Here is a 21728-nt window from a genome sequence, read left to right on the forward strand (position 1 = left end):
AGCCCGGGAAGGCAAATTTAGCGCTTCCCGGGCAATCAAATCGAGATTATTTAAGCTCGACTTTAGCACCAGCTTCTTCAAGCTTTTTCTTAGCTTCTTCAGCTTCGTCTTTGGAAACGCCTTCTTTAACGTCTTTAGGAGCGCCGTCAACCAAGTCTTTGGCTTCTTTTAGGCCTAGACCAGTGATTTCACGAACAGCTTTAATTACGTTAACTTTCTTGTCACCAACTTCAGCTAGGTGAACGGTGAACTCGGTTTTCTCTTCAGCAGCGGCAGCACCACCACCAGCGGCAGGAGCAGCAACAGCAACAGCAGCTGCAGCAGCGGAAACGCCGAATTTGTCTTCCATTTCAGTGATTAGCTCGGATAGCTCTAGCACTGTCATGCTTGCGATAGCTTCGAGGATTTGATCTTTAGTCATTTTCAAAATTCCAGATAAAAAAGTTTTTTATGCCAGGTTTGGGAATGGTACCCGATACAACGAATTACCAATGAGTTTGTAATTACGCGCTTTCTTTTTGATCGCGTACAGCAGCCAAGCCACGTACAAATTTAGTTGGTACTTCGTTAAGCGTACGCACAAACTGAGCGATAGGAGCTTGCATCGTGCCAAGCAATTTCGCCAATAGCTCGTCGCGGGATGGCATAGATGCCAATGCTTTGACGCCAGCTTCGTCAAGGATGCTATTAGGCATAGCACCGCCTTTAATGACTAGGCTTGGATTGGTTTTAGCGAAATCAGCGAGGGTTTTCGCAGCAGCTACTGGATCTTCACTGATAGCGTACATTAGAGGACCAACGAGTTGGTCTGTTAGGCCATCAAAAGAAGTATCAGCAATAGCGCGACGAACTAACGTGTTTTTAAGAACACGTAGGTACACGCCCGACTCACGCGCTTGTTTGCGCAATACGGTAACGGAGGCCACGTCCAAACCACGATATTCAGCGATAACGATCGATTGTGCGTTGCTAACTTGACCAGCAACCTCTTCGATAACTAACGCTTTCTCTTGACGATTGAGACTCACGGTTGAACACTCCTTTCTAGATGTAAGGCTGATTCCTTACATCAACCGAATGCGGCGCACCTGGTCGAGATTCTGGAAAGAAAATCTTCCTGGGCGCCGTCTACGCTGGACAAAGCCAAGGCTTTGATTAAGCTAAGGAATTAGCTCCAACGGTCTTTGACAGCAACAGTACATACATGATGTACTGCAGCCCAAAGTAACTAGTTTTCTTTACAAATTAAACTTGTAAAGAAGCGATATCTACGCGAGCACCGCCACCCATGGTGGAAGATACTGCGACTTTACGCATGTAAACGCCTTTAGCAGCAGCTGGACGAGCTTTAACTAGAGCATCTACCAATGCGAGTAAGTTTTCTTGCAACTGTTCAACGTTGAACGATGCGCGACCAATAGTGGCATGAATAATACCGGCTTTGTCTGTGCGGTACTGAACCTGACCTGCTTTGGCGTTGTTGATAGCTGTAACTACATCAGGAGTAACAGTACCAACTTTAGGGTTTGGCATTAGGCCACGTGGACCTAGAACCTGACCTAAAGTACCAACAATACGCATGGTGTCAGGCGAAGCAATCACAATATCAAAGTCCATTTGACCGGCTTTGATTTGCTCTGCTAGGTCTTCCATACCAACGATATCTGCACCAGCAGCACGTGCTTCTTCGGCTTTTTCGCCTTGAGCAAAAACAGCTACACGTACTGTTTTACCTGTACCAGCGGGTAGAACCACAGAACCACGAACCAATTGGTCGGATTTACGAGGATCGATACCGAGCTGAACAGCAACGTCGATGGATTCGTCAAATTTAGCTGTAGCGGTTTCTTTAACTAGGGTTAAAGCTTCGGCTACAGGATAAAATGTATTACGGTCGATTTTAGCGGCAATAGCTGCTGCGCGTTTGCTTAGTTTAGCCATGACTATTAAACCCCTTCTACGTTAATACCCATACTGCGAGCAGTACCGGCAATAGTACGAACCGCTGCGTCCATATCGGCAGCAGTTAGGTCGGGTTCTTTGGTTTTGGCGATTTCTTCAGCTTGAGCGCGTGTCAATGTACCTACTTTATCTAGGTTTGGACGAGCAGAACCGCTTTGAATACCTACAGCTTTCTTGATTAAGATCGTTGCAGGTGGGGTTTTCATGATAAAAGTAAAACTTTTATCGGCGTAAGCAGTAATAACAACTGGAATTGGCAAACCGGGCTCCATGCCTTGGGTTTGAGCGTTAAACGCTTTACAGAATTCCATGATGTTTAGACCACGTTGACCCAATGCTGGACCAATGGGTGGGGAAGGGTTAGCTTTACCAGCTGGTACTTGCAGCTTGATAAAACCGACGATTTTCTTCGCCATGATAAGACTCCTTGCGGGTTAGCGCCTAATTAGAAAGCTAGGCTCCCCGGGGGTTAATAACTAGGTCTTTTCGACCTGATCAAAATCGAGTTCCACAGGGGTGGAGCGACCAAAAATGGTCACTGAGACACGCACCTTGGACTTTTCGTAGTTGACTTCTTCGATATTGCCATTGAAGTCCGCAAATGGGCCTTCTTTGACGCGAACCATCTCGCCAACTTCGAACAAAATTTTTGGACGTGGTTTCTCGGTACCCTCTTCCATTTGGGAAAGAATCTCGTTGACTTCGCGTTGAGAGATTGGGGTAGGACGGTTGCCAGAACCACCCAAGAAACCAGTAACACGGTTTGTGCTACGCACTAAGTGCCATGTTTCGTCGGTAAGATCCATCTCGACCAGCACGTAACCAGGAAAGATTCTACGTTGGGAAATGGATTTTTTACCGTTTTTAACTTCGACGACTTCTTCGGATGGAATCAAAATCTGACCAAAGGAGTCTTGTAATTCAGCACGTTCAATGCGCTCGATCAAAGCCCTTTGCACGCTTTTTTCCATACCAGAATAAACGTGTACGACATACCAGCGTTTGCTCATGTGTGCCCTTTATTTCCAGCCTAATAATAGACCATAGATAACCCACTCTAGTCCTCGGTCGATGACCCACAGCAATACAGCCATGACCGCCACAAAAGCGAAGACAATAGCAGTCATTTGAGTGGTTTCTTTGCGGGAGGGCCAGTGAACGCGCTTTACCTCGTAGTATGAATCTTTGAGGTATCCTACTGCTCGTTTACCTGTTTCCGAGGTCCAAGCAATAAAAGCTGCAGCAATCACAGACGCCAAAAACACACCTACCCGGACAATTCCGGGTTGCGTTTCAAGCAAAGAGTAACCAACAATCCCTGCGGCAAGCACTACGATTGCCAAGCCCAGCTTTACACGATCCGGGCCGCGGTTAACGGTTTCAACGTTGGTATTCGACATAGTTCGACGATTGGACGCCACAGTAGGTGACGATTGACTGAAGTGGCAGGGGCAGAAGGAATCGAACCCTCAACCTTCGGTTTTGGAGACCGACGCTCTGCCAATTGAGCTATACCCCTAAAACCCTAAAAGTGAAAAAGACTCACTTTTCAAGTACAAAAAATGATTATACGAAAAGCATTTACCAAATGCAAGGCTTTTTTTGGTTTTTTAATTAATAATGTGAATTATTTTTGGCAAAAACAAACACTGCTGTCTCAAAAAGTATTTTAACCCATTTTTTCAAATTTTGCTCTATTTTATTTTACCTACTTGTACAACACGCCTAGTTGAACACCCTTGATAAGTTAAGAATTGAGCTTAAATTCCTACTTGTACAACACGTCTAGTTGAACTTTGAACTGTTAGAGCAAATTAGCTAAGTCTAGCCACTGACAGCGCATAAAAAAGGCTTGAGTCCTCAGACCAAGCCTTTTTGTGCATCATAAACTAAAAATTAGTTTATTTGATGATTTTAGCTACCACGCCAGCGCCAACAGTACGGCCACCTTCGCGAATCGCGAAACGTAGACCTTCTTCCATGGCGATAGGAGCGATCAAGGAAACGTTCATGGCAACGTTGTCGCCAGGTAGAACCATTTCTTTGTCTTCAGGTAGCTCAATCGTACCGGTTACGTCAGTAGTACGGAAGTAGAACTGAGGACGGTAACCTTTAAAGAAAGGTGTGTGACGACCACCCTCTTCTTTGGACAAAATGTACACCTCGGCAGCAAAGTCTGTGTGAGGCTTGATGGTGCCAGGAGCAGCTAGAACCTGACCACGCTCAACGTCTTCACGCTTGGTACCACGGAGTAGTACACCCACGTTATCGCCCGCTTCACCTTGGTCTAGCAATTTGCGGAACATCTCTACGCCAGTACATGTGGACTTAACGGTGTCACGAATACCAACGATCTCGATCTCTTCACCGACTTTCACCACACCACGCTCGATACGGCCAGTTACTACTGTACCGCGACCGGAGATGGAGAACACGTCTTCAACAGGCATCAAGAAAGTACCGTCAACAGCACGCTCGGGTGTGGGGATGTAGCTGTCTAGAGCAGCAGCCAATTCCAACACGGCGGGGTGACCCAAAGGACCCATGTCGCCTTCAAGCGCTAGCTTGGCAGAACCTTTGATGATTGGGGTGTCGTCGCCAGGGAAGTCGTAGCTGGAAAGCAACTCGCGCACTTCCATCTCGACCAACTCGAGCAACTCTTCGTCGTCAACCATGTCGGCTTTGTTCAAGAACACCACAATGTAAGGCACGCCAACCTGACGGCTTAACAAAATGTGCTCACGTGTCTGAGGCATGGGGCCATCAGCAGCGGAACATACCAAAATCGCACCGTCCATCTGAGCCGCGCCAGTGATCATGTTTTTTACATAGTCAGCGTGACCGGGGCAGTCTACGTGAGCGTAGTGACGAGTGGGGGTTTCGTATTCTACGTGTGAAGTAGAAATGGTGATACCGCGTGCTTTTTCTTCAGGAGCCGCGTCAATTTGTGCGTAGTCGCGTGCTTCGCCGCCGTACTCTTTAGCAAGTACAGTACAAATAGCTGCAGTTAATGTGGTTTTACCGTGGTCAACGTGACCAATGGTACCAACGTTGACGTGCGGTTTAGTCCGTTCAAACTTGCCTTTAGCCATGGCAGACTCCTGAAAGGAATTAAGACGTGAAAAAAATGAGATGCGTGGTGCCCATGGCGCGAATCGAACGCGCGACCTCTCCCTTACCAAGGGAGTGCTCTACCCCTGAGCCACATGGGCAACATGTATTTGGAGCGGGTGAAGGGAATCGAACCCTCGTCTTAAGCTTGGAAGGCTTCTGCTCTACCATTGAGCTACACCCGCAGGCGATTCTTCTACCCGGAAACACTAATCAGTGTCTCTATATGAATTCTGGTGGTGGGAGTAGGATTCGAACCTACGTAGGCGTAAGCCAACAGATTTACAGTCTGCCCCCGTTAGCCACTTGGGTATCCCACCGTATATAGATTTGTGATTATGCTTGAGTTAAAAGAAATAGTCAAGCAAGTTTGGCTGCATTAGTTCCAAAGCAACCAAAGAATAGTATTATTGCAAAAAAAAATCTTAGTGTCAACTAAAAAATAAAGCGGCTTTAAGCCGCTTTATTTCATCCATTGGTTTTCTTTAAAAATAAGTTAAGCCTATGGAAATAATAATGCCAGTTACTACTAGCTGTATTAGGCAAAAGCCCATAATGTCTTTGGCTTTCAGACCCGCAATAGCCAGCACAGGTAGCGCCCAGAATGGCTGCAAAAGGTTGGTCCATGAGTCGCCCCACGCCACAGCCATGGCAACACGAGCCACATCCGCATCTAGTGATTGCGCTGCAGAAATTACCACTGAGCTTTGTACTGCCCACTGCCCCCCACCTGAAGGAATAAAAATATTCACTAAACCAGCACTTAAAAAGGTCCAAAACGGTAACGTATGTGCGGTAGCAAAAGAAACAAGCCAATCAGATAAGGTGGCAGCAAAGCCCGAGTCCACCATAATAGCCATAATGCCAGCATAAAAAGGGAACTGTATAACTATACCTGCACCACCTTTAATGGCCTCATCAAGGGCATTTAACAAGTTGCGCGCATTGCCATGTAATACGATGGCTAGTACCAAAAAGGTAAAATTGATCACATTTAAGTTAAGACCAGCGCCACGCACTATATAGTAGTTAAATAAATAGGCAAGGCCCGCAAAGCCAATCAACATAGAAAGCACATAGCTTTTTTCAAGCTTGTCTGCAGGGCGGCTTTGCTCTGCATCGGAACGCGCCGGCTCTGGATCTTTTAGTAATTCGGGATCAATATAAACGCTGTCCTTTTCGTCTGGCATCATCAAACGGTTTACTAACGGCACCACAATAAACATCGCTGCAACTATTAACAGGTTAAATACAGAGAAGATCGTATCGCCTGTGCCAATAATGCCCATTTTGTCTTCATGAAAATGGCCTTTGGTGGCAATAGTTAATGGAACAGAACCAGCCAAACCGCCGTGCCAAACGATAAAACCAGAATACGCACTAGCAACGAGCAAGCGATAGTCCACACGGACTTTACGCGCAATCTCTTTAGCGAATAACGCGCTTACCACTAAACCAAATCCCCAATTAATCCAGTCAGCAACCAAAGCCACCAAAGTCACTAAAATAATGGCAGCCCCCGCTGATTTTGGTAATGAAGCCAGCGCCGCTAAAATACGCCGTACCGCTGGCGTGCTAGCCAACATGTACCCAGCGACTAATACCAGCAGCATTTGCATGGTAAAGCCGAGCAAGCCCCAAAAACCATCACCCCACATGTTCACAATTGCCATCGGTGTTTTATGCTCTACAAACGCTGCTGCTACCCCAGCGATCAGAGTCAATAAAATGACAAAAATGTACGGATCTGGTAAATAACGCTCGACTAAGCGCACAGAAAAATTTGTTATTGCTTTAAACATACGCATCCTCTTAGCTTGTGGCAAAGATAAACCATAGTTGCTTTTGGTTACACTTTTTTATAGTTCAATGTGCTTTTCGGCATTATGCCGATGCGCATAATATAACTTAACTCCTCTTGGCTGGCAGTGCCTATCTACCCTACTTTATTAATAGTCATACAAAAAAACCTGCCATCATAAAATAAGCCTAATAAATTGGATGTGTATCCGACTTATTAGGCTCAATGTAGTAATGCAGATTTTTTAATGGGTATTAAATCAGCTTTATTCAAAAAGTCTTAATTCTCTTCAAAAAGCTTTAATAATCCTTGCCGCTCCAGTAGATCATTTAAATGATCCCAGTCTTGAAAGGAGATTTGCAAATAACCTTTGTTTTTTGCATTGGCTTTAATATTGACTGTAGTACCTAGGTAGTCCGCCAAAACCGTTTCAAAACGCTTAACATCGGAACTTTTGCTTTTTTGCTGCATTGCAGCATTTTTATCTAAGCTTATTTCACCGTTTAAAAAACGAGCAACTAAACGTTCTGTTTCACGTACCGTTAAACGGCGTGCTATCACTTCATTAGCAAGCATAATTTGAGCCGCTGCTTCAACCGCTAATAAAGCTCGCGCATGGCCCATATCAATATCGCCAGCTAACAACATGGTCTGCACTGGTTCTGCTAAGTTAATTAAACGCAATAAATTACTTGTGGCAGAACGCGAGCGGCCAATAGCTTGGGCAGCTTGTTCATGGGTATATTCAAACTCGTCAATTAAGCGTTTTACCCCTTGTGCCTCTTCAAGAGGATTCAGGTCTTCACGCTGCATGTTTTCGATCAGAGCCATGATCGCTGCGTTTTTATCTTCGATTTCTCGCACCAATGCAGGTATTTCTTTTAAGCCTGCAATTTGTGCAGCACGATAACGGCGTTCCCCCGCTACGATCTCATATTTAACTTGGCCGGATTTTTTTATAGGTCTTAACAAAATCGGCTGCATTAAACCTTGGCTTTTAATCGAGTCGGCCAGCTCATTAAGAGCGCCTTCATCCATTAATGTGCGCGGCTGGTACTTACCAGCCTTAATTTGTTTAATAGCAATGGGCTTAACACCCTCTATGGAACTAGAAGCTTTACCCAAATCCCCTAATATATCTGCATCCTCACCAAGCAAAGCGTCTAGTCCGCGACCTAATCCTTTGGGTTTACGTGCTGTAGCCATAACCAATCCTTTTTAATTCTTTTTTGCTTTCAAGCGTTTAATTAACTCACGGCCAAAATCCATATAAGCTTTGGCTCCACGTGAATTTTTATCATACACAATGCCTGGAACACCATGACTGGGAGCTTCGGCAAGGCGAACATTGCGAGGGATTTTTGTCTCGAACACTTTATCACCAAAATGGTGCTCAATCTGATCTGAAACTTGGCGCTGCAATGTAATACGTTGATCAAACATCACTCGCAGTAAACCTATTAGCTCTAGCTCATCATTAATGTTTCTATAAACACGTTTAATCGTATTGACTAGATCAGATAGGCCCTCTAGAGCAAAATACTCACATTGCATTGGAATAATAACGCCTTGAGCAGCAGCCAACCCATTGAGCGTTAATAAAGATAAGGTGGGAGGGCAATCAATCAAAACAAAATCGTAATGCGTTTTGTTTTGCTGTAGAGCCTGCTTTAATTGCATTTCCCGATTTTCCATTTGAATTAAATCGATCTCTGCACCAGATAACTCCCTGTTTGCTGCAAGCACATCGTAACCACCAGTCTCAGAACGTTGTTTACATTCATCAACGGTATTAGCCCCAATGAGCACCTGATAAACACTTAGCTCTACATTTTGCTTATCAACCCCACTACCCATCGTGGCGTTGCCCTGTGGGTCTAAGTCGATGAGTAACACTTTCTTTTTTAAAGCGCTTAAAGCTGCTGCTAAGTTCACTGAAGTGGTGGTTTTACCCACACCGCCTTTTTGATTGGCGATACAAAACACATGACTGGCTTTTTTGGAGCTCATACCCTACCCTTTTTTTAAATAGACTAGACAACGCTCAGCATTTAATTCCGGCACGGTTAATTCTAATATAGATTCCACACGCCAGTCTGTTTTTGACTCTAGATCTAATATTTCTTCTTGGGGGTGTTTTGCTTTCATGGCAATGATTTGCCCTTGATCGGCCAAGTGCTTTTCAGACAAATTAACAAAATCCACTAAAGAAGCAAAAGCCCGTGAAATAATGACATCAGCCTCAAAACTATCGGCTTGCTCGATACGTACATGATGTGCTTTTAGATTGGGTAAGTTTAGCACTGCAGCCATTTGACGAACGAAAGCCATTTTCTTTTCCACTGCATCAATACAGTGAATGTTCCACGTGGAACAAGCAGTTGCTAACACCACGCCAGGCAAACCGCCTCCGGACCCTACGTCTACAATAGTTAAAGCCGAGTTTGGTTTGGTTTGGGCTATGGCCTGAATAGCAGGTATTACCGCCAAGCTGTCAAAAATATGCTGAATAAGCATTAACTCGGGATCACGCAAGGCAGTTAAATTATATGTTTTGTTCCAACGCTGCATTTGCTGTAGGTATTTTAATAAAACCTCTACCTGAGTAGAGGTTAATTCCACACCTAAAGCTTGAGCAGCGTTTTCCAAACGCTGCCTATAGCTATTCAAGTCCATTACTTTCCTCGGGATGATAAGCGCTTTAAATAAACGAGCAGTAAAGACGTTGCAGCCGGAGTAACACCGGAAATCCGACTGGCTTGCCCCACCGTTTGGGGCGCAGCATCTTTCAGTTTGATTACTACCTCGTTCGACAATCCGGATATTTTACTATAATCAAAGTCGGCCGGTATTTTAGTCTCTTCGAGTGCAGCTTGCTTCGATACCTCTACCTGCTGTCGCGCTACATACCCTGCGTATTTAACTTCGATCTCTACCTGATCAGTAACAGAGCTATCTAAACCCTGGTCAACTAACACAGAGCTTGCATCGTCTGCTCTTACTAGCTTAAAAAGGTCTTGGTAATGAATTTCTGGACGTTTTAGTAAATCATGAAGCGCATACTCACGCTCAATGCCACGGCCTAAAACAGCTTCTTGTGTTTCACGTGAAACAAGTCGAGGATTAATCCATGTGGATTTTAATCGCTCAATTTCCGCTTCGACTGCGTCCCGTTTTCTATTGAAAGCATCCCATCGGTGATCATCTACCACACCTAGTTGACGCCCTATTTCTGTTAAGCGTACATCGGCATTGTCTTCACGCAAAGAAAGTCTATATTCCGCGCGTGAGGTAAACATGCGGTATGGCTCTGTTACACCGCGCGTAATCAGATCGTCAACCAGCACACCTAGATAAGCTTCATTGCGTTTTGGATACCATTGGTCTTGGTCTCGAACCAAACGCACAGCATTAATACCTGCAAGCAGCCCTTGTGCGCCAGCCTCTTCGTACCCCGTTGTGCCGTTAATTTGTCCAGCAAAAAACAAAGCATTTAAAAACTTAGTTTCTAAGGTAGGTTTTAACGAGCGCGGATCAAAATAATCGTACTCAATAGCATAACCCGGGCGGACTATACGAGCATTTTCTAGGCCTGGCAAGCTATGGACAATACCTATTTGAATATCGTAAGGCAAGCTGGTAGAGATGCCGTTTGGATAAATTTCGGTACTTGTAAGGCCTTCGGGTTCTAAAAAGACTTGATGGCTGTTTTTATCGGCAAAACGATGGATTTTATCTTCTATAGACGGGCAATAACGTGGCCCTACCCCTTCGATGGTGCCCTGATCACTATACATAGGTGAACGATCCAAACCCGATCGAATAATGTCATGAGTACGCGTATTGGTATGCGTAATCCAACACGGTAACTGCTTAGGATGCATTGCAGCATTGCCTAGGTATGAAAAAACAGGGACCGGGTTTGTATCACCGTGCTGCTCTTCGAGCTGACTAAAATCAATGGTATTAGCGTCAATACGGGGTGGCGTACCCGTTTTTAATCGTCCTTGGGGCAATGCCATTTCTTTTAAGCGTTGAGCCAGGGTGATTGAAGGAGGGTCTCCTGCACGGCCGCCAGAATAATTGTCTAGCCCAACATGGATACGTCCATTGAGAAACGTTCCCACAGTTAAAACCACTGCTTTTGCAGCAAAACGTAAGCCAATTTGCGTGACTACACCTACAACACGGTCGCCTTCTAGGATGAGATCATCAACGGCTTGTTGAAATACGGTCAAGTTCGGTTGGTGTTGAACAATTTGACGAATGGCTGCCCGATATAAAGAACGATCCGCTTGTGCTCGCGTAGCACGAACTGCTGGCCCTTTGGACTGATTAAGGATTCGAAATTGAATTCCAGCATGATCGGTAGCTAAAGCCATAGCTCCACCTAAGGCATCAATCTCTTTAACTAAATGCCCTTTACCGATACCACCAATAGAAGGATTACAAGACATTTGTCCTAAGGTATCGATATTGTGGGTGAGTAAAAGTGTAGATGCACCTGCTCGTGCTGCAGCCAAAGCCGCTTCAGTACCAGCATGACCACCGCCTACGACAATTACATCAAACGAATCTGTGTAGTTCATTGTTTAAGTTAAGAAAAAACGAAAAAAACTATTATAGTGCGCTTGGACCACAAATAGCGCTTTCTTGATATTGCAAGCAGAGGGCGAGAGGGGCAAACCGATGAGTCACCTGTGGATAACTCTGTGGAGTATGCGACAAGACAATAGAGTTTTTTTAAGGAATCTTTAAGTTAGCGTCGTAAGCGTTTGATTAAAAAGAACTTTTAAACCAACGTAAGAGCTTTATGAGGGGTTTAAATTTGTGGATAAGTTAATCAAAACCTAAGCTCTAGCAGGATGAAAACATATTTTTTAAATCAACATACGCATTTAACGATCAACGAATAAACTAAATTGTCCTACAGTTCGATGGTTGTGTCAAAGAAAAGAAAATAGCTGAAAACACGTTAATCACGACATTTTCATTGTTTGGTTTAACAAAACACAGAGTTTGTAAATACAAACCACTTGTTAGGTAAAACCAAATTGATTTGTTGTTACTTTGTAGTTATTAATAACTTTATATATATTATAGTTGTTAGTAATGGGTGTCTGTGGATAACTAGGATAAGTCTGAAAACCATAAATACATCAAGAGCTTAGATACCAGTCAGACCTTTGGATAACTATGTGGGCAGAAATGTATGAAATGTGGATAACTTTTTGGCTTTTGGATAAGGTTTAAGTTATGCAGAAAGTGTCCACAACTTATCCACAATCCATCCCATAGAGGTTATCCACAGCCTAAATCATCCTATTTGGGCTAAATAGCTTTATGATTAAAAACTAGAAGCATCATCAAATTTGTTGTTTTTTTTCTATGAGATAGCTGTGTTGATTGCGCGTATTGCTAAATACTAATGGCTGACTAACGCCTATAATGACAGACTGGTTTAGTGAGTCATGTCCAAACTGTGTTGGCTTGCCGTAGAGCTTTTGCTCAGCCATTGATTTAACTCGTTAATATGAGGTTGTATGCCCAACTCTGCTACTGCTTTTTTAGCATCTGAATGGCGAAATTCTATACTGTTGTATCCAGCAGACGTGCGTGTTTTAGTAAAGCATATAGCGTTAACCCACACACAAGAGCTAGCTGCTTATTTTTATGAGCATATGCTGACTGACCCTACTGCTAAACTTTTTTTGTCGCACGAGGCGGTGCAAACAAGCCTAATGGGCTCTATGCAGAAGTGGATTAAACAAGTTTTTTCCGTGGACGAAAGCACAGATTTTGAAGCCAATGTGGTTTTACAACACAAAGTAGGCGAAGTTCATGCTCGGATTGATCTTCCGGTTCATCTGGTTTTACTTGGTGCGCGCACATTGAAAAGTAAGTTTGCTTTGTTGCTAGACGCACAGCCTCACGTAGATGAGACCATGGCAAAAAAAGCGTTTCGGTATATATCCGATTCTATTGATATTGCTATGGAGATAATGAGTCGAGCTTACGCTAAAAGCTATGATAGAAAGTCGCGCGCCGAGGAGTCGTATCGTTTGTTTTCAGCTGTACATAATGCCGCTGCTGAAAAAGGGCGACAGAAATCAGCATTGTTAGACTGGGAAAACCAGTTAATGTTTGATTTAACTATTGGCACCCCAGTTGAGAACTTGCAAGGCATTAAGCAGTCTGATTTTGGTTTGTGGTTTATTCACAAAGGAGCACATGCTTTTGAGAGTTTACCCGAAACAGAAATTATATTTTCTGCGATGAAACGAATCGAGCAGTTACTACCTCAGTTCTATGCAATAGATAATAAAATTGATTTATTAAAAGACATAAGATCTGAAGCTAGAAATATTCAAATAAATATGAGTAATTTATTTGATAAATATAACGAGGTTGAAGCAGGCAGAGACGAGCTAACTCGACTACTAAGTCGCAAATACTTATCCGTGGTTTTATCGAAAGAGGTTGGGTATGCGCGTAGAAGAAACAGTAGTTTCGCTTTGGTTGCTATCGATTTAGATTATTTTAAAAGTGTGAATGATAATTATGGGCATGAGGCAGGGGACCATGTGCTACAGCAATTATCAGAGTTACTTCTTAGCCGTTCTAGAGCGGGTGATTATGTATTCCGTTTGGGTGGAGAGGAGTTTTTAATTTTATTAGTTGACACGAATAAAGAAGCGGCTTTACGTACTGCTAATCATATTGCACGAGCCGTACGTGAAGAGAAGTTTATGACTGCAAATCAACAAGAATTGCATTTAACAGCCAGTATAGGGGTGACGTTGTTTGATGGTCATCCTGACTATAGCCTATCACTAAGTCGAGTCGATAAAGCCTTGTACCAAGCAAAAAGCAGTGGCCGTGATCAGGTGGTTTACTTAGAGCCAAATTATGTCAGATAAGTTATTTATATTCTTTCAGCGCATTATGCCTAAACGTTTGCTGACGGAATTGCTAGGAAAGCTTGCTAATACTCAAGGGGGAAGCCTGACCACATCGTTTATTAAATACTTTATTAAACGATACGGTGTAAATATGGCAGAAGCGGTGGAATCTGATCCTGCTTTTTACTCAACATTCAATCATTTTTTTACTAGAGAAATACGAAAAGAAGTACGGCCTATAGCTAGTACAGATTTAATTTCTCCGGTGGATGGTGTTGTGAGTCAGTTGGGGGAAATAAATATTGATCAGGTCTTTCAAGCTAAGGGAAAATCTTTTACAACCACTGCATTATTAGGCGGTGATTCTGTTTTAGCGAGTCAGTTTGAAAATGGTGTTTTTGCTACGCTTTATTTAAGCCCTAAAGACTATCATCGCATTCATATGCCATGCCAAGGGCGCTTAAAGAAAATGATTTATGTGCCAGGTGATTTATATTCGGTTAATCCATTAACTGCACGAACTATTGATCAATTGTTTGCACGTAATGAACGAGTGGTGTGTGTATTCGAAGGTGAACGTGGTCCTTTTGTCATGGTATTAGTGGGTGCCACAGTAGTCGGTAGTATGAAAACCGCGTGGCATGGCATTGTGAATAATCCTCGTTTAGACGGTGTGCATAAATGGGATTACGATGGCAGTGTAGTCTTAGAGCAAGGGCAAGAAATGGGGCAGTTCTTATTAGGTTCTACTGTAGTAATGCTTTTTCCTGAAGCATCTTATGCGTTTGAAGCCTCATGGCAGCCAGAGCGGGCTATTTTGTTAAATGAAGCAATGGGACATAAAATTTAATAAAGCTGTAGCGTAGCCAATAAAAAAGCCATGAGAAATCATGGCTTTTTTGGTTTAGGTTGGAGTAAGTACGCTTAGAAACGGGCTCTTGCTTCAATAAAGAAGCTACGACCTGGTTCGTTATAAGTATAAGCTCCGGCACCTGCTAACATATTTGGGTTGCCTGGGTTTGTGTTCACACCCGAGGCATTGCCGGCGCGGAATAGCCGTTTATCAAAAAGATTATCAACCCCAGCTGTAAGCTCAAAGTTTTTATTCACTAAGTAACGAGTGCTGAAATTAAATAACGCGTAGGGTGAAATTTGATCGGTTGCCGATCCAGTAACTGGCAGACCTTGGTAGTCGTATTTTTGAGGTTTTTGTTTGCCGTAAACAGTGACCTGACCTAATACCGACCATTGAGAGGAAATTTGCCAAGCTAGGCTGCTATTAATTGTGAATTTAGGAATAATAGACAAGTAATCGCCTGTTTTTTTGTTTTTATTCTCTAGCATGTAAGTAAAGTTGGTGTTCCACCAGACGGCATCGCTAAAAGGTACACTAACGTTCCCTTCTAGACCTTGAATCACCGCTTTAGGGACATTTTGCCATTGGTATACGTCCGCTAAAGCCAAGCTAGAACCTACCTGTGTAGAGTGCTGGTGAATAGGGGTATTGCCCGCTTCCACTTTGTTTTTGTAGTCATTGCGGAAATACGTCAGGCTGCTGCTAAACCCTGAGTCGGCCAAGTATTCAATGCCTAATTCTTTATTGATGCTATTTTCTGCTTTTAGGTTAGGGTTGCCCATAAGAAAACATCCCCCACCAGAACCTCCGTTTGCGCAGCCTAAACCACGGCTGTAGAGCGTGTATTCATCGTTAAGCTGATAGAGGTTAGGGGCTTTGTATGCACGCGCTATACCGGCCTTAAATGTCCAGTTGTCAGAAATGGTCTGTGAAAGGTTCAGCGATGGGCTGATATTGGTGCCTTGCTTGCTATGGTGATCAAAGCGCACGCCTGGTGTTAGCACCGTGCTGTCAGTCACGTACATGTTGTTTTCTGCAAAAACGGAAAAAATACGAGCGCTTTCTTTGCCGCTATAGCTTGGGTTTGGGCCTTGGATATTATTGGTCTTTTTTAAATCAGAAGCTTGGTCGTTAATACGTTGGCTAACCCACTCCACGCCCAATGTGGCGACCTGAGGCATAGCAAAGGTATTCAGCTCGGTAGTGAGCTCGCTATGTGCTGTCAGGGTTTTTAGGTCGATGTTGGCATAGCTACCCGTATCAAATAATCCTTCGGTGCCTCCGGCAAGACCTTCAGTTAATCGGGTGTTGCGTGTGTTTTCAAACTGAATGTAGCTAAGGCTGTCTGTGCTTTCTGTCCAATTGCCACGGTGGGTAAGAGCATAGCTTTGTCTATAAATACGGTTTGTTTCAGCGCCTAAGTTAGAGTCAACCAGTTGCTTACCTGGGCGCTCTGCTGTGCCTCTATCGTTGTTGGTGTTCTGGGTGTCACCTGTATAAATGTTGCCCTGACGACTGAAGCTGGTTTCTAGGTCTAAACGATGATCAGGGTTTAGCTGCCAAGAAAGTAAACCGCTTAGGTCTTTATTACGCACGCCTTCACGTCCTGCTGCGTAAGTGCCAGCGTTAGTGCCTAAACGTGGGCTGGATGCGTGGTTTTTGTTGATATCAAAAGCATCCGCATTGGTTTTGTTTAGGTTTCCATATAGTCTGAAACCAAGTTTTTCTGTAATGGGACCAGATAAATTAAAACCCAACCGCTGAGTAGAGCCTTCATCATTGTGTTGTGGTTTTTTATAATAAACCGAGGCCGAACCTGTCAGTTTATCGGTGACGGGCTTGGTAATAATATTGACTACACCACCTGCGGCCCCGTTACCATAACGCGCTGCGGAAGGGCCACGCAAAATTTCTATGCGCTCTACCTGTTCGGCTGGTACCCAGTTGGTATCACCTCTGGTATCTCGTTCGCCACGCCAGCCAAAACGCACTGCATTACGTGATGAAACTGGTTTGCCATCAATTAATACCAGTGTATTTTCTGGCCCCATACCTCGGATGTCGATTTGTCTGTTATTACCACGTTGTCCACTGCTGGAGTTTCCCGTTAAATTGATACCGGGCTGGGTACGGATTAAATCGGCTAAGTCGTTGATGGGTGGGTTGGTGCTGATGTCCTTAGCATCAATGATTGATGCGCCTAAGGCTTGTTTTAACTCGGTTTCAGCGCTGACTGTTACCGTTTCGAGCTCGGTTACGTCTTGGGCGAAGCTGACTGCTGTATAAGCGCTTAGGATCGTTAGGAGAAGTAGTGAAGAGTGCGACAGGAAGGGTCTAAATGCGTGGGCCATAATTTATTACTTTATGTGTAATTAAGATTCTTAATGATAATGAGAATAGTTCTTTTTATCATAAAGATAAAGCCTGTGTGGTGAAAGTAACGCATCTAGACTTGTTGCTGTCTTGGGAATTCTGTGTTGTAGAGGAAGATAAAGCGTAGACAAGGTTTATTATGGTGACTGGTATTCTGTTTTTAATTGAGGAAATAATGAGTTTAACTGTCACCGAAGCGCTACAACGTCGAGCCGCAACAAATTTTTTCGACGCCGAAAAAACCTTGAGCGCTGAGCAAATAAAAGAGTTGGTTCGTTTAGCAACCTTAGCGCCTACAGCATTTAATCTGCAAAATTGGCACTTTATTGCCGTGCAAAGTCCTGAAGCAAAGCAGAAGTTATATGGTGCAGCATACAACCAACAGAAAATTATCGATGCGTCAGTTACTTTTATTATTTGTGGCGAGCTGGAGTCTCATACTCGGTTTGATCGTGTAGTAAAGGTTCTGAAAGATAAAGGCGGAGTAAGCGACGAAAACGCACAGATCTGGAAATCTAAAGTAGTAGCAACACATGAAAATAACCCAACCATACAGCATAGTGAAGCTTTCCGCTCCGCTTCTTTGGCTGGGATGGCTTTAATGTTAGCTGCTGAAGAGCAAGGCTTTGTGTCTGGGCCAATGAGTGGTTTTGTGCCAGAGCTAGTTAGCTCGGCCTTTAACTTAACGCCTAATCAAATTCCCGTAATGTTAGTTGCTGTAGGTTATGCTGCTGAAGGCAATTACCCACAAAGTCCTCGTCTGGATGTCGATGAGGTGCTAACCGTAGTTTAAAACCCTCGACATGGTTTGCAAAAGCGCACATTTGGTGCGCTTTTTAATTAAGGTCTAGTTGGGGTTTGACCTCTAGAAGGGGGGAGGCAGGTATGGTAGGTTGAGCTAGTCAACCACCACATAGAAAGGAAATGTATGTCACTGTCTCACGATAATTTACTTTTCAATCGAGTAAAAACAAATTTCGATCGTCAGGGGTTAATGCACCATTTAGGTGTAGAGCTAGTCGAGGTTAAACCTGGTGAAGTCACACTACGCATGCCTTTTAATCAACATCTTACTCAGCAACATGGGTATTTTCATGCGGGTGGCACTAGTGCGGTTGCTGATTCTGCGGGCGGGTATGCTGGTTACACCTTAATGCCTGAAGGGGCAGGGGTATTAACAGTGGAATTTAAAATTAATTTAATGGCACCCGCCCAAGGTGAATACTTAGAAGCCATAGGTAAAGTAATACGTTCTGGGCGTACATTAACTATTACGCAGGTCGACGTATTTGCCATTGAGCAAACAAAACGCACACAGGTTGCGCTAGTGCAGCAAACGCTGATTGCTCTTCCCGATAAGGATTCACATTGATTGCATCAAACAAAACGGTGGTTTTGTTTGATGCTGCGCGGAGCTTGTGCGGCGGTAGGTGTTTCACGTGAAACGTACCGCCGTTTTTATTTTCCTATACAAAAACTAGAAAAAATTTCCCCGAGCAAATCATCACTAGTGAATACACCGGTAATTTCACAGAGCTCGTTATGAGCAAGACGCAGTTCTTCAGCAAATAAATCTAAAATTTGGTCATCATGTTGAGCGTGAAACTTTGCTATTTGTAGATGTTCATCACAACGCTCTAAAGCATGTAAATGTCGCTCACGTGCTAACCAAGGGGATTCGGTATGTGGAGACCAACCGGCTATATGCAATAAGCGTTGACGTAGTTCATCTAAACCTTGCCCTGTTTGAGCCGATATATGTAATTGATTCTCATTATCGTTTATTGGTTGGTTCGACGATGGAGTTAATAAATCGGTTTTATTAAATACTTGTAAGGTGGGGGTGTTAGCAGGCAGCTTAGACATAATGGCTTGGTCAGAAGTGTCATCTGGATGACGCGCATCTAATAAATGCAGAATCACATTGGCCTTTGCTATTTCCTGCCAGCTGCGCTCAATACCAATGCTTTCTACTGTGTCATCGGTATCCCGTAAACCTGCTGTATCCACAATATGAATAGGTATGCCTTCGATATGAATTAACTGGGTAACGCGATCGCGAGTGGTACCAGCGATGTCTGTCACAATAGCAATATCATCGCCTGCTAAAGCATTTAACAAGCTGGATTTACCCACATTAGGTTGCCCTGCTAATACCACATGCATACCGTCTCGCATGACCTGGCCTTGTTTGGCTTGGCGTCGTAGCAGTTGAAGATCGTCGTCTATACTTTGCAGTTGATCTGCTGCTTGGTATTTTTCTAGAAAATCAATTTCTTCTTCGGGAAAATCAAGGGTGGCTTCAACCAACATGCGTAGATGAATAATGCGATCGGCTAAGGCGTTAATTTGTTGAGAAAACGCACCGCTTAGGGAAGCCATGGCCCCTTTGGCTGCTGCCTCTGAGGAGGCGTCAATAAGGTCTGCGACGGCTTCGGCTTGAGCCAAATCTAGACGGTCATTTAGAAAGGCTCGCTGCGTGAATTCGCCTGGTGTGGCGTGTCGTAAGCCAAGCGATGTGCCTATTTCAAAACAACGTGCAAGCACACGACGTAAAACAGCGGTACCCCCGTGTCCTTGTAGCTCAAGCACATCTTCTCCGGTGTAGGAATTTGGACCGGGGAAAAACAAAGCTATGCCTTCGTCTATAGCTTGGCCTGTGGCGTCTTTAAAAGGTAAATAATGTGCGTGACGCGCCTTTAGGTCTTGGCCGAAAAAAGCCTGTATAAATGGTTTAAGATCGGAACCTGATAGGCGCACAATGCCAATGCCACCACGGCCTGGGGCTGTGGTAATAGCGGCAATAGGAGTAGAGGTAGAAGAACGGCTCATAGACATCAAAAAGGCAAGGCTTATGCGTTGTTTTCTGTGAGAAATCTAAGCCTAGATCGTAAAAAAGCGAGAAGAATAAAGAACTCTCATCATAGCATTAGCTGTGTTTTTCACAGAGGTTTTAGGACTTGCACGATAAATAAAAAAGCCTCTGTGTTTAATAGACACAGAGGCTTTTTACTGCAGATAAAGAGTTTTATCCGATTTGTTTAGCTGTGGCTTCGTTTGCTATTTTGCGAGTGATGTATTGCTGCTGAGCAATGGACAACGCATTATTAACCACCCAGTACAAGACCAGACCAGCTGGGAAGAAGAACATCATGCCACCAAATACCAATGGCATAAGCATCATGACTTTAGCTTGCAATGGATCGGGAGGTGTGGGGTTCAAACGAATTTGCAAGAACATGGTGAGCATCATAATCGCAGGCAAGATCATCCATGGATCACGAGCTGATAAGTCTTGAATCCATAAAATCCAAGGTGCGCCGCGCATTTCAACGCTGCCAAGCAAAACCCAGTACAGTGCAATAAACACTGGGATTTGCACCACCATGGGTAAACATCCGCCAAGAGGGTTGATCTTCTCGTTGCGATAGAGCTCCATCATGGCCGTATTTTGTTTAACACGGTCATCTTTGTACTTTTCACGAATGGCTTGCATGCGTGGAGTAACTTGCTTCATCTTGGCCATTGAGCGATAGCTAGCGGCGGATAAAGGATAGAACACCAATTTAATGAGTACGGTTAAGAGCACAATAGCCCAACCCCAGTTGCCAATGATGCCATGTAGCCATGTCAAAATAGCAAATAGGGGTTTGGATAAAATAGTTAACCAGCCATAGTCCACTACTAAATCTAAACCTTTAGCTACTTGAGCCATAGCCTGTTGGTCTTGAGGACCGACCCAAAGGTCGGCTTCTACAGTGACAGATTGCTCGGGCTCAATGGTGCCAATTGGGTAAATAGTGCGCACCGCATAGAGATTATCAGCCACACGTAATACTTGGTTGGTACGCTCTACACCTTGGGCAGGAACCCAGGCGGTAGCAAAGTAGTGCTGGACCATGCCAACCCAACCATCGGGGCTCGCTGTGGTGTACTTGGCTTTATTTTTGTCGATGTCTGAGAAACCAATTTTTTGGAATTTGTCTGCCTCAGAGTAAACCACTGGACCCGTAAAAGTACGATACAGTCTGGATGTATCGGGCGGGTTATTGCCGTCGCGTGTAAGCTGTAAATAAATAGACGGGGTAATAGCGCTGGTGCCTAAGTTTTCAACTTGGGTAGCGACCCGGATGTCATAGCTGCCTTGGGTGATGGTGTATGTTTTAAGTACGCGTACCTCGTCTGAGGTGGCCTCAAAAACAATTTCTAGATCACCGGTACTGGCATTAGTTTGCTGGGATAATAAGCTAAAAGGTGTAAGGTGAGTGGGGTAGGCTTGGCCTGCAGGTGCCCCAATTACACCGCTTTGAGCAAGGTAAACTGAGGACGTGGAGTCATCCAACAGCACCATGTGTTTGTCAGGCTCTCCGGGAACTGCAAATTTAAGCAGCTCGGCATGAACGAGTTGTGCACCTACCGTATCAAACTCAAGCTTTAATACATCAGAGCTAACAGTAACAAGCTCAGAAGCTGTAGGTTGACTGGTTGGCAACTCGGGGGCCGTTGATGTCTGTGCTGCGGCTTGCGGTACAGAAACATCAGCAGAGGCTGTTGTAGTAGATTGCGACTGCTCTTGGTCAACAGGAGTGCTGGCAAATAAGGAAGGTTTGCCGTTGTGCTCTTGCCAGTTATTCCAGAGTAGCAGGAGCGAAAAGGAAAAGATCATCCAGAGGATGGTGCGTCGAATGTCCATAGCGCCTGTTATGCAAAGTTTAAGCAAGCC

The 21728-nt window shown here is 44.2% G+C and carries 19 protein-coding genes and 4 tRNA genes; 4 read left to right on the top strand and 19 right to left on the bottom strand.

All coding sequences use genetic code 11. The annotated features are described in order from the left end of the window. Positions 1-46: 46 nt before the first annotated feature. The 16 genes from rplL to mnmG form a co-directional block, all read right to left on the bottom strand. Positions 47-421 carry a 50S ribosomal protein L7/L12 gene (gene rplL / locus ACBP46_RS00050; protein ID WP_371014706.1) on the bottom strand — a complete coding sequence of 125 codons (375 nt, stop codon included), beginning with the start codon at positions 419-421 and terminating at the stop codon, positions 47-49. Positions 422-503: 82 nt separating this feature from the next. Continuing rightward, a complete protein-coding gene (gene rplJ, locus ACBP46_RS00055; protein WP_371014707.1) occupies positions 504-1028 on the bottom strand; it encodes a 50S ribosomal protein L10 in 525 nt (174 codons plus the stop codon). Positions 1029-1245: 217 nt separating this feature from the next. Beyond that, on the bottom strand, positions 1246-1941 hold the full coding sequence (gene rplA, locus ACBP46_RS00060; protein WP_371014708.1) for a 50S ribosomal protein L1: 696 nt from the start codon (positions 1939-1941) through the stop codon (positions 1246-1248). Positions 1942-1946: 5 nt separating this feature from the next. Further along, positions 1947-2378: a 50S ribosomal protein L11 gene (rplK, locus tag ACBP46_RS00065; RefSeq protein ID WP_077734113.1), complete on the bottom strand. Its 432-nt coding sequence runs from the start codon at positions 2376-2378 to the stop codon at positions 1947-1949. 60 nt (positions 2379-2438) lie between these two features. Next, entirely contained in the window at positions 2439-2972 is a 534-nt protein-coding gene (nusG, locus tag ACBP46_RS00070; protein ID WP_371014709.1) for a transcription termination/antitermination protein NusG, read from the bottom strand. A 9-nt stretch (positions 2973-2981) separates the two neighbouring features. Next, entirely contained in the window at positions 2982-3362 is a 381-nt protein-coding gene (gene secE / locus ACBP46_RS00075; RefSeq protein WP_077734115.1) for a preprotein translocase subunit SecE, read from the bottom strand. Between the two features lie 43 nt (positions 3363-3405). Beyond that, positions 3406-3481: transfer RNA gene (locus ACBP46_RS00080), tRNA-Trp, on the bottom strand. 382 nt (positions 3482-3863) lie between these two features. Then, the gene (tuf, locus tag ACBP46_RS00085) at positions 3864-5054 is read right to left on the bottom strand and encodes an elongation factor Tu (RefSeq protein ID WP_371014710.1); all 1191 of its coding nucleotides are present in this window, start codon (positions 5052-5054) and stop codon (positions 3864-3866) included. A 45-nt stretch (positions 5055-5099) separates the two neighbouring features. After that, positions 5100-5174, bottom strand: a tRNA-Thr gene (locus tag ACBP46_RS00090). Positions 5175-5184: 10 nt separating this feature from the next. Then, positions 5185-5258: transfer RNA gene (locus ACBP46_RS00095), tRNA-Gly, on the bottom strand. A 49-nt stretch (positions 5259-5307) separates the two neighbouring features. Further along, positions 5308-5393: transfer RNA gene (locus ACBP46_RS00100), tRNA-Tyr, on the bottom strand. Positions 5394-5558: 165 nt separating this feature from the next. Then, on the bottom strand, positions 5559-6875 hold the full coding sequence (locus ACBP46_RS00105) for a short-chain fatty acid transporter (protein WP_371014711.1): 1317 nt from the start codon (positions 6873-6875) through the stop codon (positions 5559-5561). A 278-nt stretch (positions 6876-7153) separates the two neighbouring features. Beyond that, positions 7154-8080, bottom strand: coding sequence for a ParB/RepB/Spo0J family partition protein (locus ACBP46_RS00110; protein WP_371014712.1), 927 nt, complete (start codon positions 8078-8080; stop codon positions 7154-7156). 12 nt (positions 8081-8092) lie between these two features. After that, positions 8093-8884 carry a ParA family protein gene (locus tag ACBP46_RS00115; RefSeq protein ID WP_371014713.1) on the bottom strand — a complete coding sequence of 264 codons (792 nt, stop codon included), beginning with the start codon at positions 8882-8884 and terminating at the stop codon, positions 8093-8095. Between the two features lie 3 nt (positions 8885-8887). After that, positions 8888-9550: a 16S rRNA (guanine(527)-N(7))-methyltransferase RsmG gene (rsmG, locus tag ACBP46_RS00120; RefSeq protein ID WP_371014714.1), complete on the bottom strand. Its 663-nt coding sequence runs from the start codon at positions 9548-9550 to the stop codon at positions 8888-8890. After that, entirely contained in the window at positions 9550-11463 is a 1914-nt protein-coding gene (mnmG, locus tag ACBP46_RS00125; RefSeq protein WP_371014715.1) for a tRNA uridine-5-carboxymethylaminomethyl(34) synthesis enzyme MnmG, read from the bottom strand. Before mnmG ends, rsmG begins: the two co-directional genes overlap by 1 nt. 954 nt (positions 11464-12417) lie before the next feature. On the opposite strand from mnmG, the gene ACBP46_RS00130 reads away from it, so the two are divergent. Both ACBP46_RS00130 and asd read left to right on the top strand, forming a co-directional pair. Further along, entirely contained in the window at positions 12418-13794 is a 1377-nt protein-coding gene (locus tag ACBP46_RS00130; RefSeq protein WP_371014716.1) for a diguanylate cyclase, read from the top strand. Next, positions 13784-14626: an archaetidylserine decarboxylase gene (gene asd / locus ACBP46_RS00135; RefSeq protein ID WP_371014717.1), complete on the top strand. Its 843-nt coding sequence runs from the start codon at positions 13784-13786 to the stop codon at positions 14624-14626. The genes ACBP46_RS00130 and asd overlap by 11 nt, the downstream gene beginning before the upstream one ends. A gap of 74 nt (positions 14627-14700) precedes the next feature. Here the strand turns inward: asd and ACBP46_RS00140 are convergent, their stop codons facing one another. Next, the gene (locus ACBP46_RS00140; protein WP_371014718.1) at positions 14701-16983 is read right to left on the bottom strand and encodes a TonB-dependent siderophore receptor; all 2283 of its coding nucleotides are present in this window, start codon (positions 16981-16983) and stop codon (positions 14701-14703) included. 197 nt (positions 16984-17180) lie between these two features. On the opposite strand from ACBP46_RS00140, the gene ACBP46_RS00145 reads away from it, so the two are divergent. Beyond that, positions 17181-17798: a nitroreductase family protein gene (locus ACBP46_RS00145; protein WP_371014719.1), complete on the top strand. Its 618-nt coding sequence runs from the start codon at positions 17181-17183 to the stop codon at positions 17796-17798. A gap of 135 nt (positions 17799-17933) precedes the next feature. After that, entirely contained in the window at positions 17934-18377 is a 444-nt protein-coding gene (locus ACBP46_RS00150) for a PaaI family thioesterase (RefSeq protein WP_371014720.1), read from the top strand. Between the two features lie 86 nt (positions 18378-18463). On the opposite strand, the gene mnmE is transcribed toward ACBP46_RS00150, so the two are convergent. Further along, positions 18464-19837, bottom strand: coding sequence for a tRNA uridine-5-carboxymethylaminomethyl(34) synthesis GTPase MnmE (gene mnmE, locus ACBP46_RS00155; RefSeq protein ID WP_371014721.1), 1374 nt, complete (start codon positions 19835-19837; stop codon positions 18464-18466). 196 nt (positions 19838-20033) lie between these two features. Next, the gene (gene yidC, locus ACBP46_RS00160; RefSeq protein WP_371014722.1) at positions 20034-21698 is read right to left on the bottom strand and encodes a membrane protein insertase YidC; all 1665 of its coding nucleotides are present in this window, start codon (positions 21696-21698) and stop codon (positions 20034-20036) included. Positions 21699-21728 lie beyond the last annotated feature (30 nt).

The sequence above is a fragment of the Paenalcaligenes hominis genome (genome assembly GCF_041359055.1).
In the GTDB taxonomy this organism is placed as follows: Bacteria; Pseudomonadota; Gammaproteobacteria; order Burkholderiales; family Burkholderiaceae_B; genus Paenalcaligenes; species Paenalcaligenes hominis_A.